General features: G+C 68.4%; 14 protein-coding genes. 7 read left to right on the top strand and 7 right to left on the bottom strand.

From position 1 onward, the window contains the following. The first annotated feature begins 19 nt into the window (after positions 1–19). Both AC5P53_RS07710 and AC5P53_RS07715 read left to right on the top strand, forming a co-directional pair. Complete coding sequence (locus AC5P53_RS07710; protein ID WP_049408776.1) at positions 20–601, top strand: NAD(P)H-dependent oxidoreductase; 582 nt, start codon at positions 20–22, stop codon at positions 599–601. Between the two features lie 147 nt (positions 602–748). Then, a complete protein-coding gene (locus tag AC5P53_RS07715; protein WP_142234665.1) occupies positions 749–1,210 on the top strand; it encodes a DUF4304 domain-containing protein in 462 nt (153 codons plus the stop codon). A gap of 106 nt (positions 1,211–1,316) precedes the next feature. Here the strand turns inward: AC5P53_RS07715 and AC5P53_RS07720 are convergent, their stop codons facing one another. Genes AC5P53_RS07720 through AC5P53_RS07730 form a run of 3 tightly spaced genes read right to left on the bottom strand, consistent with a single transcriptional unit; the run spans position 1,317 to position 3,678 of the window. Beyond that, entirely contained in the window at positions 1,317–1,562 is a 246-nt protein-coding gene (locus AC5P53_RS07720; protein ID WP_032959473.1) for a DUF6587 family protein, read from the bottom strand. After that, the gene (feoB, locus tag AC5P53_RS07725; protein WP_241886771.1) at positions 1,562–3,427 is read right to left on the bottom strand and encodes a ferrous iron transporter B; all 1,866 of its coding nucleotides are present in this window, start codon (positions 3,425–3,427) and stop codon (positions 1,562–1,564) included. The genes AC5P53_RS07720 and feoB overlap by 1 nt, the downstream gene beginning before the upstream one ends. Further along, on the bottom strand, positions 3,424–3,678 hold the full coding sequence (locus AC5P53_RS07730) for a FeoA family protein (RefSeq protein WP_005416370.1): 255 nt from the start codon (positions 3,676–3,678) through the stop codon (positions 3,424–3,426). Before AC5P53_RS07730 ends, feoB begins: the two co-directional genes overlap by 4 nt. 119 nt (positions 3,679–3,797) lie before the next feature. On the opposite strand from AC5P53_RS07730, the gene AC5P53_RS07735 reads away from it, so the two are divergent. From AC5P53_RS07735 to yeiP, 5 genes are all read left to right on the top strand, one after another. Continuing rightward, positions 3,798–4,586 (top strand): enoyl-CoA hydratase/isomerase family protein, encoded by a 789-nt coding sequence (locus AC5P53_RS07735; protein WP_014037048.1) that lies wholly within the window; start codon positions 3,798–3,800, stop codon positions 4,584–4,586. 2 nt (positions 4,587–4,588) lie between these two features. Next, positions 4,589–4,990: a VOC family protein gene (locus AC5P53_RS07740; RefSeq protein WP_014646985.1), complete on the top strand. Its 402-nt coding sequence runs from the start codon at positions 4,589–4,591 to the stop codon at positions 4,988–4,990. Further along, on the top strand, positions 4,987–5,883 hold the full coding sequence (locus tag AC5P53_RS07745; protein WP_049440083.1) for a hydroxymethylglutaryl-CoA lyase: 897 nt from the start codon (positions 4,987–4,989) through the stop codon (positions 5,881–5,883). Before AC5P53_RS07740 ends, AC5P53_RS07745 begins: the two co-directional genes overlap by 4 nt. Before the next feature lie 101 nt (positions 5,884–5,984). Beyond that, a complete protein-coding gene (locus tag AC5P53_RS07750; protein ID WP_014646983.1) occupies positions 5,985–6,755 on the top strand; it encodes an SDR family oxidoreductase in 771 nt (256 codons plus the stop codon). A gap of 49 nt (positions 6,756–6,804) precedes the next feature. Then, entirely contained in the window at positions 6,805–7,371 is a 567-nt protein-coding gene (gene yeiP / locus AC5P53_RS07755; RefSeq protein WP_005409468.1) for an elongation factor P-like protein YeiP, read from the top strand. Between the two features lie 119 nt (positions 7,372–7,490). On the opposite strand, the gene AC5P53_RS07760 is transcribed toward yeiP, so the two are convergent. The 4 genes from AC5P53_RS07760 to AC5P53_RS07775 form a co-directional block, all read right to left on the bottom strand. Continuing rightward, a complete protein-coding gene (locus AC5P53_RS07760) occupies positions 7,491–8,192 on the bottom strand; it encodes a COG3650 family protein (RefSeq protein ID WP_197621132.1) in 702 nt (233 codons plus the stop codon). Between the two features lie 83 nt (positions 8,193–8,275). Beyond that, positions 8,276–8,668, bottom strand: a complete 393-nt coding sequence (locus AC5P53_RS07765) for a nuclear transport factor 2 family protein (RefSeq protein WP_014646981.1) — start codon at positions 8,666–8,668, stop codon at positions 8,276–8,278. Continuing rightward, positions 8,649–11,798 carry a multidrug efflux RND transporter permease subunit gene (locus tag AC5P53_RS07770; RefSeq protein ID WP_241886770.1) on the bottom strand — a complete coding sequence of 1,050 codons (3,150 nt, stop codon included), beginning with the start codon at positions 11,796–11,798 and terminating at the stop codon, positions 8,649–8,651. Before AC5P53_RS07770 ends, AC5P53_RS07765 begins: the two co-directional genes overlap by 20 nt. 36 nt (positions 11,799–11,834) lie before the next feature. After that, positions 11,835–12,983 (bottom strand): efflux RND transporter periplasmic adaptor subunit, encoded by a 1,149-nt coding sequence (locus tag AC5P53_RS07775; RefSeq protein ID WP_032959482.1) that lies wholly within the window; start codon positions 12,981–12,983, stop codon positions 11,835–11,837. Positions 12,984–12,985 lie beyond the last annotated feature (2 nt).

The following is a 12,985-nucleotide window of genomic DNA, read 5'->3' on the forward strand; positions in this document are numbered from 1 at the left end:
TCCATTGCCCGAGGTTGCCGTGTCCCGTTCCATCCTGATCCTGCTCGGCCATCCCGACCGCGACAGCCTGTGCGGTGCCCTCGCCCAGCGCTACGCCACCGCCGCCGAGAATGCTGGCCATCGGGTGCGCCTGATCGCACTGGGCGAACTCGAGTTCGATCCGGTGCTGCGCCATGGCTACCGCCAGATCCAGCCGCTGGAAGCCGACCTGCAGGACACTGCGGATGCGATCGAGGCCTGCGACCATCTGGTGCTGGTCTATCCCACCTGGTGGGGCGCGATGCCGGCGCTGCTGAAGGGCTTCTTCGATCGCGTGCTGCTGCCGGGGTACGCCTTCCGCTACCGGCGCGATTCAGTCTGGTGGGACCGGCTGCTGGCCGGTCGCAGCGCACGGGTGATCACCACGCTGGATACGCCGCCCTGGTATTACCGCTGGATCTACCGCGACCCGGGCATCACCCAGATCCGCGCCACTATTCTGGAATTCTGCGGCATCCGCCCGGTGCGGGTCAGCCGACTCGGTGCGGTGCGCAGCAGCTCGCCGGAGCAACGCAACCGGTGGCTGGCGTTGGCAGCGGAGCTGGGCTCACGGGCCAACTAGCTGGAAGAGCGTGCGAACCAAGGTTCGCACCCACCTGGAGCGTTCGCACCCACCTGCGGCGCTCGTTGCGGGTGTCGCGTTTGCCAATTGACCGTCAGGCACTGCGCCTCAAGGCTGTGGGCCCTTGTTACGGCCCAGGCAAAGCCCATGAAATCCTCGACCGTCTTCAGCAAGTGCGCCAGGAAGACCGGCTTTGCCGGGACGTCGACGACCCGCTACCGCTTGCTGGATGCCGCGCTGCTTGTCGTGAATCACCAGCGCGCCAGCGAAAGCCGGGGCTTCTATGTGAATGCTGGACTCTACTTTCCGGAACTGCTCACGTATCCCCTCGCGCCTGACGATCTTGAAACGGCTTTCCGGTACCGCTCCAGCATCCCCACGCCCCATGTCGACTGGCGGATCGAAGAAACGCCGGGCCTGCGCCGGACCTTCATCCAGCAGGATCTTGAAGATCTGCTGGAGGCCGGTAACCGCGACGCGTTGAAGGCCCTGCTGCTCGATGCCCTGGCCGACGTGGCAGGTTTCGCGGCAGCCCATGGGAACAGGGAATCGGTGCGGCGATTGAACCGGGACGGGAACTTCCGGGCGATCATCCGCAGAGAGGTCTGAATCCCGAGAGCGTGCGAACCAAGGTTCGCACCCACAGGGCGAAGGCCCGCACCACCGGCCGAAGGTTCGCACCCACCGGCCGGCCGCCGTCGAGCATGGCTCGACGCTACTTCTTGGTCGGCCCGCAGCTGTCGCAACCGCCACAGGCACCACCACCGCCCGTTGCCGGCGGCGCGATCTTCCGCCCCAGCGCCTGCAGCCAGGCGGCGCGGCCCGGCTTCAACAGGGCCAACGCCAACGCACCGCGCAGCGTGCGCACGGTGCCCGGGAACTGCTTCTTCAGCACCACCCAGGCACTGACCAGCACAGCCACCGCGATGATCAGGTACTGGATCAGCAGGCCGGTATCCATCAGCCGCCTCCCAGCGCCCTGGTCACCTGGTAGGTGATCAGTGCGGCCACATAAGCCGCTGCGAACAGGTAGAACGCGGCAAAGCCCATCTGCTTCCACGAATTGGTCTCGCGCTTGATGGTGGCCAGCGTCGAGATGCACATCGGGGCGTAGATGTACCAGACCAGCAGCGACAGCGCGGTCGCCAGCGACCAGCCATCGCTGATCAGCGGGGTCAGCGCCTGGCTGGCGGCATCGTCATCGGCGGCCGACAGCGCATACACGGTGGCCAGCGACGACACCGCCACCTCGCGCGCGGCCAGGCCCGGGATCAGCGCGATGCAGATCTGCCAGTTGAAGCCCAGCGGCGCGAAGAACACCGCCATCGCATGGCCGATCTGGCCGGCGTAGCTGTAGTCGATGGCTGGCATCGTGGCGTCGGCCGGTGCCGCCGGGAACGACAGCAGCACCCACAGCAGGATGGTCAGCGCCAGGATGATGCCGCCGACGCGCTTGAGGAAGATCATGCCGCGCTCGTACAGCCCCACCGCCAGGTCGCGCACATGCGGCAGGCGGTACGACGGCAGCTCCAGCATCAGCGGGTGCTCGCTCTTGTCGCGACGCCACTTCTTCATGATCCACGACATCGCCAGCGCGCTGAGAATGCCCGCCGCATACAGGCCGAACAGCACCAGGCCCTGCTGGTTGAACACGCCCCACACCGTCTTCTGCGGAATGAACGCACCGATCAGCAGCGCGTACACCGGCAGGCGCGCCGAGCAGGTCATCAGCGGCGCCACCAGGATCGTGGCCAGGCGGTCACGCGGGTCCTGGATGCTGCGCGTGGACATGATGCCCGGCACCGCGCAGGCGAAGCTGGACAGCAGCGGGATGAACGAGCGGCCGGACAGGCCGGCGGCCGCCATCATGCGGTCGAGCAGGAACGCCGCACGCGGCAGGTAGCCGGACTCCTCCAGCACCAGGATGAAGAAGAACAGGATCAGGATCTGCGGCAGGAACACCACCACGCCGCCGACGCCTGCGATGATGCCGTCGGTCAGCAGGCTGGCCAGCGGGCCTTCCGGCAGCACGCTGCCAACAAAGGTGCCGAGCCAGGCGAAGCCAGCCTCGATGCCGTCCATCAGCGGCGTCGCCCAGGCGTACACCGCCTGGAAGATCAGGAACATCACCATCGCCAGGCTGACCAGGCCGAACACCGGGTGCAGCAGCCAGCGGTCCAGCGCGTCGTCGATCTTCGCGGTCCGTGCCGGCATGCGCACGGCGACCGACAGGATCCCGCGCACCTTGGCGTGGTAATCGATGCCACCTTCCGGGCCCGGCACCGGCGCATCCAGGTGCGGCACCATGGCGTCCAGGCGCTCGACCAGGGCCTTGGCGCCCTGCTTGCGCACCGCCACGGTCTCCACCACCGGCACGCCCAGCTCGCGTTCCAGCGCGGCCACATCCACCTGGATGCCGCGGCGCTGGGCCGCGTCGACCATGTTCAGGGCCACCACCATCGGCTTGCCCAGTTCGCGCAGCTCCAGCGCGAAGCGCAGGTGCAGGCGCAGGTTGGTGGCGTCGATCACGCACAGCAGCACGTCCGGCGCGGCCTCGCCCGGGTAGAAGCCCCGGCACAGGTCACGAGTGATCGCCTCGTCCAGGCTGGCCGGATGCAGGCTGTAGGCGCCCGGCAGGTCAAGCACGGCGAATTCACGGCCGGACGGCGCGCGCAGGCGGCCCTCCTTGCGCTCGACGGTGACGCCGGTGTAGTTGGCGACCTTCTGCCGGCTGCCGGTCAGCTGGTTGAACAGCGCGGTCTTGCCGCTGTTGGGGTTACCGACCAGCGCGATGCGCAGGGGGGCGGTGGCGGCGATTGCGGTCATGCACGTCGTTCCTGGCTGGCGGCGTCGACCACGACCCGCTTGGCTTCACTGATCCGCAGCGCGAACCGGGTGAACCCGACCTGCACCAGCAGCGGCTCGCCGCCCACCGGGCCCTTGGCCACCAGGCGCACTTCCTCGCCGTTCACGAAACCCAGCTCGCGCAGGCGCCGGGCAATGGCATCGTTGGCATGCAGGTCCTGCACGGACTCGACCACGGCCGAGGTGTGCAGCGGCAGTTCGGACAGCGTCATCTAGCGTGTTCTCTGCTGGATGTAAATGGTTCTCGATTCTAACATTCCCGCGTCGCGTCATGGCCCATGACCAATGGCCCGCTATGATCCATACAGGTATGGAGTGACCCTGGAATCCCATGAACGATGCTTTGCAGATCGAGCGCCGTGGCGCCGTCCTCACCCTCTGGCTGAACCGGCCGGAGCTGCACAACGCCTTTGACGCCAGCCTGATCGCCCGGCTGACCGCCGCGCTGGAAGCCGCCGGCCGCGATGATTCGGTCCGGGCCGTGGTGGTCGCCGGCCACGGCGCCTCCTTCTCGGCCGGTGCCGACATGCAGTGGATGCGCGGCATGGCGGCGGCCAGCGAGGCCGACAACCGCGAGGACTCGCTGGCACTGGCACGGCTGATGCGCACCCTGGACGAGCTGCCCAAGCCGACCCTGGCCCGGGTCCACGGCGCGGCCTTCGGTGGCGGCGTCGGCCTGGTTGCCTGCTGCGACATTGCCATCGCCAGCACCTCGGCCCGCTTCGGCCTGACCGAAAGCCGCCTTGGCCTGCTGCCGGCGGTGATCTCGCCTTACGTGATCGAGGCCATCGGCCCGCGCCAGGCGCGGCGCTGGTTCGCCACCGGCGAGCACTTCGACGCCGATACCGCACTGCGCATCGGCCTGGTCCACCAGCTGGTCGAGCCCGAGCGCCTGGACGAAGCGCTGGAGCGCCAGCTGGCCCTGCTCGACAAGGCCGGCCCGATCGCCTCGTCCACCGCAAAGCAGCTGGTCCGGCAGGTCCGCGACAGCCATGACCGCGACGCGCTGGATCGGGATAATGCCGCCCTGATCGCGCGCCTGCGGGTGTCCGCCGAGGGCCAGGAAGGCCTGGGCGCCTTCCTCGACAAGCGCGCCCCCCATTGGGTCACGGAAGCCTGAACATGCTCGATCATCTTGGTTTGACCAGCGCCGACCTGGCGCGCAGCAAGACCTTCTTCCTGCAGGCGCTGGCGCCGCTGCAGATCGGCGTGGTGATGGAAGTGAGCGCCGAACAGACCGGCGACCACGACCACATCGGCTTCGGCAGCGACGGCAAGCCGTTCTTCTGGCTCGGCAATGGCGGCACCGCCAGCCACGGCGTGCACGTGGCCTTCGCCTGCGCCAGCCGCGCGCAGGTGGACGCCTTCCACGCCGCCGCCCTCGCCGCCGGTGGCCGCGACAACGGCGCGCCGGGCCTGCGCCCGTGGTACCACCCGGATTACTACGCCGCCTTCGTGCTCGACCCGGACGGCAACAACATCGAAGCGGTCTGCCATCGCCCCATCGGCGAGGTGGCTGCATGAGCGACTACGTCCGCATCGTCGAGGTCGGCCCGCGTGACGGCCTTCAGAACGAAAAGCAATCGGTGTCCACCGCCGACAAGATCGAACTGATCAACCGCTTGTCGGCCACCGGCCTGCGCAGCATCGAGGCGACCAGTTTCGTCAGCCCGAAGTGGATTCCGCAGCTGGCCGATGCCGCCGAGGTCTACGCCGGCATCCAGCGCCGGCCGGGCATCCACTACCCGGTACTGGTGCCGAACGAACAGGGCTACGACCGCGCCCGCGCGGTGGGCGTGGAGGAAGTGGCGGTGTTCACCGCTGCGTCCGAGGCCTTCAACCGCACCAACACCAATGCCGGCATCGACGAATCGCTGGCCCGGTTCGAGCCGATCCTGCGCCGCGCCGCCGCCGATGGCGTGCGCGTGCGCGGCTACGTCTCCACCGTGCTCGGCTGCCCCTACCAGGGCGAGGTGCCGCTGGCCGACGTGGTGCGGGTGGCGCGCGCGCTGCACCAGATGGGCTGTTACGAAATCTCGCTGGGCGACACCATCGGCGTCGGCACCCCACGCAAGGCACGGGCGATGCTGCAGGCGGTAGCTGCCGAGATCCCGATGGAAGCCTTGGCCGTGCACTTCCACGACACCTACGGCCAGGCCATCGCCAACATCGCCACCTGCCTGGAAGCAGGCGTGCGCGTGGTCGACAGTGCAGTCTCGGGCGCCGGTGGCTGCCCGTACGCGAAGGGGGCCAGCGGCAACGTCGCCAGCGAGGACGTGGTCTACCTGCTGCAGGGCCTGGGCCTGGACAGTGGCGTGGACCTGCCGGCACTGGCCGAGACCGGCCGCTGGCTGGCCGGCCTGCTCGGCCGCGCCACCGCCAGCCGCACCGGCCAGGCGCTCGCAGCGACCGGCTGAGCACCCCGCTGCGCCGCTCCCGCTCGGGCGGCGCAGCGCACAACGGCGACGGTCGCCGCTTCCGTTAGAATCGGCGGTTCTCGAACCTGCAGGACCGTTCAATGCAGCTGTCTTCCGTACGTGCCGTGATCACTGGCGGCGTCTCCGGCCTCGGCCTGGCCGTGGCCCAGCACCTCGTCGCCCAGGGCGGCAAGGTGGCTCTGTTCGACCTCAACGACGACAAGGGTGCAGCTGCCGTTGCCGGGCTGGGTGCCGACAAGGCCCGCTATTTCAATGTCAACGTCAGCGATGAGGCGGCCGTGGCTGCAGCCATCGACCAGGCCCACGATTTCCTCGGCGGCCTGAACGTGGCGATGAACTGCGCCGGCATCCTCGGCGCCGGTCGCGTGCTCGGCAAGGAAGGCCCGATGCCGCTGGCCGGCTTCCAGGGCACGGTGATGGTCAACCTGGTCGGCAGCTTCAACGTCGCCAAGGCCGCGGCCAACCGCATGCAGCACAACGACGCCGGCGAAGACGGCGAGCGCGGCGTGATCATCAACACCGCCAGCATCGCTGCCTATGAAGGACAGATCGGCCAGGCCGCGTATGCCGCCAGCAAGGGCGGCGTGGTGTCGATGACGCTGCCGATGGCGCGCGAACTGTCGCGCTTCGGCATCCGCGTCAATACGATTGCTCCTGGCGTGTTCTGGACGCCGATGGTCGATGGCATGCCCGAAGCCGTGCAGCAGTCGCTGGCCGCCTCGATCCCGTTCCCGTCGCGCCTGGGCAAGCCGGAAGACTTCGCCAGCCTGGTCGGCTTCATCCTCGGCAACACCTACCTCAACGGCGAGACCATCCGCCTGGACGGCGCTACCCGCCTCGCTCCGAAGTGATTCCCCCCGGGCGCCGGGACGGCGCCCTCCCCCAACGACCTAGATCACCATGAAAGCCAACGACATCAAGAAGGGCAACGTCGTCGAGTACAACAACGGCGTGTACCAGATCCGCGACATCGAGCGCAGCTCGCCCCAGGGTCGCGGCGGCAACGTCCGCTTCCGCTTCATCATGTACAGCGTGCCGGGCGGCAACAAGCTCGACGCCAGCTTCGATGCCGACGACAACCTGGTCGAGGTCGAACTGCTGCGCCGCCAGTCCACCTATTCGTACAAGGACGGCGATGCCTTCGTGTTCCTCGATGACGAGGACTACACGCCCTACACCCTGGACGCGGACGTGATCGGCGACGACGCCGGCTACATCACCGACGGCCTGACCGGCATCTACGTGCAGGTGATCGACGAGCAGCCGGTGGCGATCCAGCTGCCGGCCTCGGTGGTGCTGGAAGTGATCGAGACCCCGCCGGAACTGAAGGGCGGCACTGCCACCAAGCGCCCGAAGCCGGCCAAACTCAACACCGGCATCGAGATCATGGTGCCGGAATACATCGTCAACGGCGAACGCGTGCTGGTGAACACCGCCACCGGCGAATTCGCCGGCCGCGCCGACTAAGCGCCTTGCGCTGATCGGCTGCCTGTCCCTGCTTGCGGCGTGCTCGCCGCAGGCAGCGGGCAGCGCATCGCATGTAGCGATCGTGTAGAGCCGAGCGTGGGCTCGGCTCTACAGAAGGCTTACGGCTGCTTCGCACCGAAGTTGCCGCAGCCGTGGTACTGGCGGGTGCCGATGGTCAGGTTCACCTTGGCATCGAACGACTCGCCGCTCATGTCGTCCTGGCAGGTGGTGCGCTGGAAGCTGAGCTTGACGTCGGTACCGTCGGACGCCTTGCCACTCCAACCGTCAGCACCTTCGGTGGGCGTGGCGACGTCGAAGCGACGCTCGCCATAGTCAACTTCCACCCGCAGGCCCGGCGCGTCGCCATCGACGACCGCCAACCAGCCCGGCTCGTTGCCCGTGGCGCGGAACGCGGCCGTGCCCGCGCTGCCATCGCCTTCGGTCGCTTCGACCGCATGGCACTCGCGGTCCGCCTCGCCCTTCAGGCTCAACAGGCCGTCATCGCTGCCCTTGGTCCAGAAGCTGTTGCCCTGGCCATCACCGTACTTGGCACCCGACGCCGCACGTTCGGAGGTCATGGCGAAGGTACGTTCGCCGATCACCACCGTGGCCGCATCCTCGCCATTGAAGGCCGCGCGCACGCTCAGATCACCACACTGGTACGTGGTCTCGCTGCCGGTACCGGCGCTGGTGCTGGCAGCCGGTTCGGGCGCCGCCGGCGGCGCGGCATCGGTGCCGCCCGCAGCGGGTGCCTGGGCCGGCTGGCACGCGGCCAGCACCAACCCGAGCGAGGCTGCCAACAGACTGGGAACTACACGCATGGCTCGACTCCTTGTCGACACTACAGAGACCTTCGACCCTACCACCTGCCGGTGAGCGCGGCCTGAAAGCGGCCTGACCGTACTCACGCGGCCAGTACCGCCATCGACAACAGCTGCGCACCGCTGCCGCCGGAACTGCAGGCCCAGACCCGCAGCAGGCGCAGCTTCACTTCACGCTCCCGGCCCTGCCGCCACACGGACAACCGCACGTCGCTGGACAGCAACGCCAGGCGGCCACACAGCAGCGTCTCCACCGCGTGCAGCTGCAGGCTTCGCACCTGCACGCTGCCGGCCAGCCAATCGCCCAGCCATGGCAGATCGAGCATGCGGCCGCCGTGGCCTTCCATCATGAACAAGGCCGGCGATACCAGCGCGTTCAACGCATCGTGGTCATTTTCCAGCAGCGCAGCGCACAGGCGCTGCTCCAGCGCCATCAACTGCTGCTCATGCAGATCTTCAACGATGTTCCGTTCCATCCACGGTTCCTCCCGGCATCGGCCGGCGCCTGCGCAGGCGCTGCGCGATCCACTGCCGCGCGCCCTGCACTACTACATAGAAGACCGGCACGAAGAACACGGCCAGCACGGTCGCACTGACCATCCCGCCGAACACACCGGTTCCAATCGCCTGCTGGGTTTCCTTCGACGCGCCCTGCGCCAGCATCAGCGGCACCACGCCCAGCGCGAATGCCAGCGAGGTCATCACGATCGGGCGCAGGCGCAGCCTGGCTGCCTCCAATGCCGCCTCGACCAGGCCGCGCCCCTGCTGCTGCAGCTGCCGCGCGAACTCGACAATGAGGATCGCGTTCTTCGCAGACAGCCCGATCACGGTGATCATGCCGACCTTGAAGAACACATCGTTGGGCATGCCACGCAACAGCACCGCGGCGACCGCACCGAGCAGGCCAAGTGGCACCACCAGCATCACCGCCAGCGGAATCGACCAGCTCTCGTACAGCGCCGCCAGCACCAGGAACACCACCAGCATCGACAACAACAGCAGCCACGGCGCCTGCGCCCCCGACTCACGCTCCTGCAGCGACTGGCTGGTCCACTGCAGGGCAAAACCGGACGGCAGCTTCCCGGCCAACCGCTCCATCTCCGCCATGGCCTGGCCGGTCGACACGCCGGAGGCCGGTGCGCCGGACAGATTCAACGCCGGGAAGCCGAGGTAGCGCTGCAGCTGCAGCGGCGCCTCGGTCCAGTTCGGGGTCACCAGTTCCGACAACGCCACCATGCCGCCCTCGCTGTTGCGCACGTACAGTTTCAGCACGTCCTCCAGTTCCATGCGATGCGGCGCGTCGGCCTGCAGGATCACCTGCTGCAACCGGCCCTTGTTGGGGAAATCATTGACGTACTGCGAGCCCATCGCCGCTGACAGCGTGCTGCTGATGTGCTCGAAGCCCACGCCCATCGCCTCGGCCTTGTCGCGATCAATGTCCAGCCGCACGCTGGTACCTGCCGGCAGGCCATCGGCATGCACCTCCGACAGCAGCGGACTGGCCTCGGCCAGCTTCAGCAGCTGCTGCAGGGCCGCGCGCAGCTCGGCCTGGCTCTGCCCGGTACGCGCCTGCAGGGCCAGCGAGAACCCGGACGAACGGCCCAGGCTGTCGATCGCCGGCGGCATCACGCTCATCACCTCACCCTCGGCAACCGTGGCCATCGCCTGCTGCGCGGCCTCCACCTCGCCGGCCGCGGTGGCGCCAGCACGCTCGCCCCAGTCCTTCAGCATGGTGTAGGTCAGCGCCGCGCTCGGGCCGGAACCGGAGAAGCTGTAACCGAGGATCGACTGGTTGGAGCCGATGCCCGGGCGCGAGGCCACGTGCCGTTCGTAGGCTTCGACCACCGCCAGCGTGCGTTCGGCGGTGGCTTCGGCCGGCAGCTGGATCGAGGTCATGAAATAGCCCTGGTCCTCTTCCGGCAGGAACGCGCCCGGCAGCCAGTGCAGGCCCAGCAGCAGCGCCGCCACCAGCGCGGCGAACACGCCCATCACCCGGCCGCTTCGCTGCAGCACGGAGGCCACGCCACGCTGGTAGCGCCCGGTCAACGCCTCGAAGCCACGATTGAAGGCGCCGAACAGCCCGCCACGACCATGATGGCCGTGGGTGTTCGGGCGCAGCAGGGTCGCGCACAGCGCCGGTGTCAGGCTCAGTGCCAGCAGCGCCGAGAACAGGATGGACACCGCCATCGCCACGGTGAACTGGCGGTAGATCGCGCCCACCGAGCCGCTGGCCAAGGCCATCGGAATGAACACCGCGGTCAGCACCAGGGTGATGCCGATCACCGCGCCGGTCAGCTCGCGCATCGCCTTGATGGTCGCCTCGCGCGGCGGCAGGCCCTCCTCGGCCATGATCCGCTCCACGCCCTCGACCACCACGATCGCGTCGTCGACGATGATGCCGATCGCCAGCACCATGCCGAACATGGTCAGCACGTTGATCGAGAAGCCCAGTGCCAGCATCACCGCGAAGGTACCGAGCAGCGCGATCGGTGCAACCAGCGCCGGAATCAGCGTGTAGCGCCAGTTCTGCAGGAACAGGTACATCACCGCGAACACCAGCAGCATCGCCTCCAGCAGCGTCTGCACCACCTTCTGGATCGAGATCTTCACGAACGGCGCGGTGTCGAACGGGATGCTCGCCTCCACGCCGCGCGGCAACAGCGGCGCCAGCTCGGCCATGCGCTCACGGACCGCCGACGCCGTGCGCACCGCATTCGCGCCCGGCCGCAGCTGCACCCCGGCGGCGGTGGCCGGATGGCCGTCCTCGCGGGTGCCCCAGGCATAGCTCTGCGCGCCCAGTTCGACGCGGGCGACATCACCCAGCACCACCCGTGAACCGTCGGCCCCGGCGCGCAGTACGATCGCCGCGAACTGTTCCGGCGTGGACAACTGGCCGTCGGCGCTGAGCGGCACGGTGATGCGCTGGCCTGGAACACCTGGCGAATCACCGATGCGCCCCGGCGAGATCTCCAGGTTCTGCTGCTCGATGGCAGTGGCCACATCGCCCATGGTCAGGCCGTACCCGGTCAACCGGGTCGGGTCCAGCCACACGCGCATCGCCTGCTCGGCACCGAACAACTGCACGCGACCGACGCCATCGATGCGGCGCAGCTCTTCGATGATGTTGCGCGCCATGAAATCGCCCAGCGCGGCCTCGCTGACGCTGGCATCCGGCGAACGCAGGCCGACCAGCATCAGGAAGCCGGAATCGGCGGCCTCCACGAACAGGCCGTTCTGCCGCACGCTGCGCGGAAGGCGCGGCTCGATCGCCTTGATCCGGTTCTGCACGTCCACCTGCGCCAGTTCCGGATTGGTGCCGGGCTTGAAGGTGGCGGTGATCGAGGCTTCGCCGGAGGTGTCCACCGACGATTCGAAATAAAGCAGATGCTTGACGCTGGACAGCTCGCGCTCGATCAGGCCGACCACCGCATCGTTCAACGTCTGCGGGCTCGCACCCGGGTAGCTGGCATAGATGCTGACGCTGGGCGGCGCGACCGCCGGATAGCGCTCCACGGCCAGGCGCGGAATCGCCAGCGCGCCGGCCAGGATGATGAAGATCGCCAGCACCCAGGCGAACACCGGGCGATCGATGAAGAAACGTGCCATGTTGGATTTTCCTGGAGGGGCTGTCCCGGTAAAGGCTCAGCCCTTGCTGCCGGCCTGCACCGCACCGGCGCTGGCGACCGGCTTCTGCCAGTCGCGCGCATCGACCACCACGCCTTCCTGCAGGCGCTCCTGGCCCTCGACCACCACTTTCTCGCCGGCCTTCAGGCCCGCGCGCACCAGCCACTGGCGATCGACGCTGCCGTCCACCTCCAGCGTGCGGATCACCGCCCTGCCGTCGGCGCCGATCACCCAGGCATAGGCCTGGCCACCGGCGCTGCGCAGCACCGCCTGCTGTGGCACGGTCAACGCGCTGGCCGGGGCACCCCGCGGCACCCTCGCGCGCACATACATGCCGGGCAGCAGCTGCCGCCGCGGGTTGTCCACCAGGATGCGCAGGATCACATCACCCGTCCGTGCATCGACATTGATACCGGAGAACAGCAGCTGGCCACGCTCGGGCAGCGGCTTGCCGGCGGCACCGATGATCGTCACCGGCAGCTTGTCGCCGCCGGCCGCACTGCGCTGCAGCGACTCCAGCTGCGCCGCCGGCTGGCGCACATCCACGTAGACCTGGTCGATCTGCTGTACCACGGCCATCGGCTCGGCATCGGCCACGCCGACCAGCGCACCTTCGGTCACCAATGCCTGATCGATACGACCGGCAATCGGTGCGCTGACCGTGGCATAGCGCAGGTCGAGCTGGCGACGGGACAGGATCGCGCGCGCTTCATTCACTGCCGCGCGTGCCTGCTCGTACTCGGCGCTGGCGTCGTCCCGATGCTGCTGGCTGACCGCCTGCGCGGCAGCCAGGGCGTGCAGGCGCTGCGACTGCACGCGACTGCGGCCCAACGCCGCCTCACTGCGCTGCAGTGCGGCCAGCGCCGAATCGACGTCGGCCCGGAACGCTGCCGGGTCAATCTGGAACAAAGCCTGGCCGGCACTGACTTCCGCCCCCTGGTCGAACAGGCGCCGCTGCACGATGCCGCCCACCTGTGCGCGGATCTGCGCGGTGCGCACCGCCGCGACGCGGCCTGGCAGTTCGTCGTCACGCTGCACCACCTGCGGGCCGACGCTGATCACGCTGACGCGCGGCGCCGCCTCGGGGGTGGCTTCGGGAGTGGAGCAGGCCGTCATGGCCAAGGCGAGGGCCGCGATCAACGCGACCGGAGTCCTGAAGGTTCTCATTG

The sequence above is a fragment of the Stenotrophomonas sp. YJH_SMC_82 genome (genome assembly GCF_059368875.1).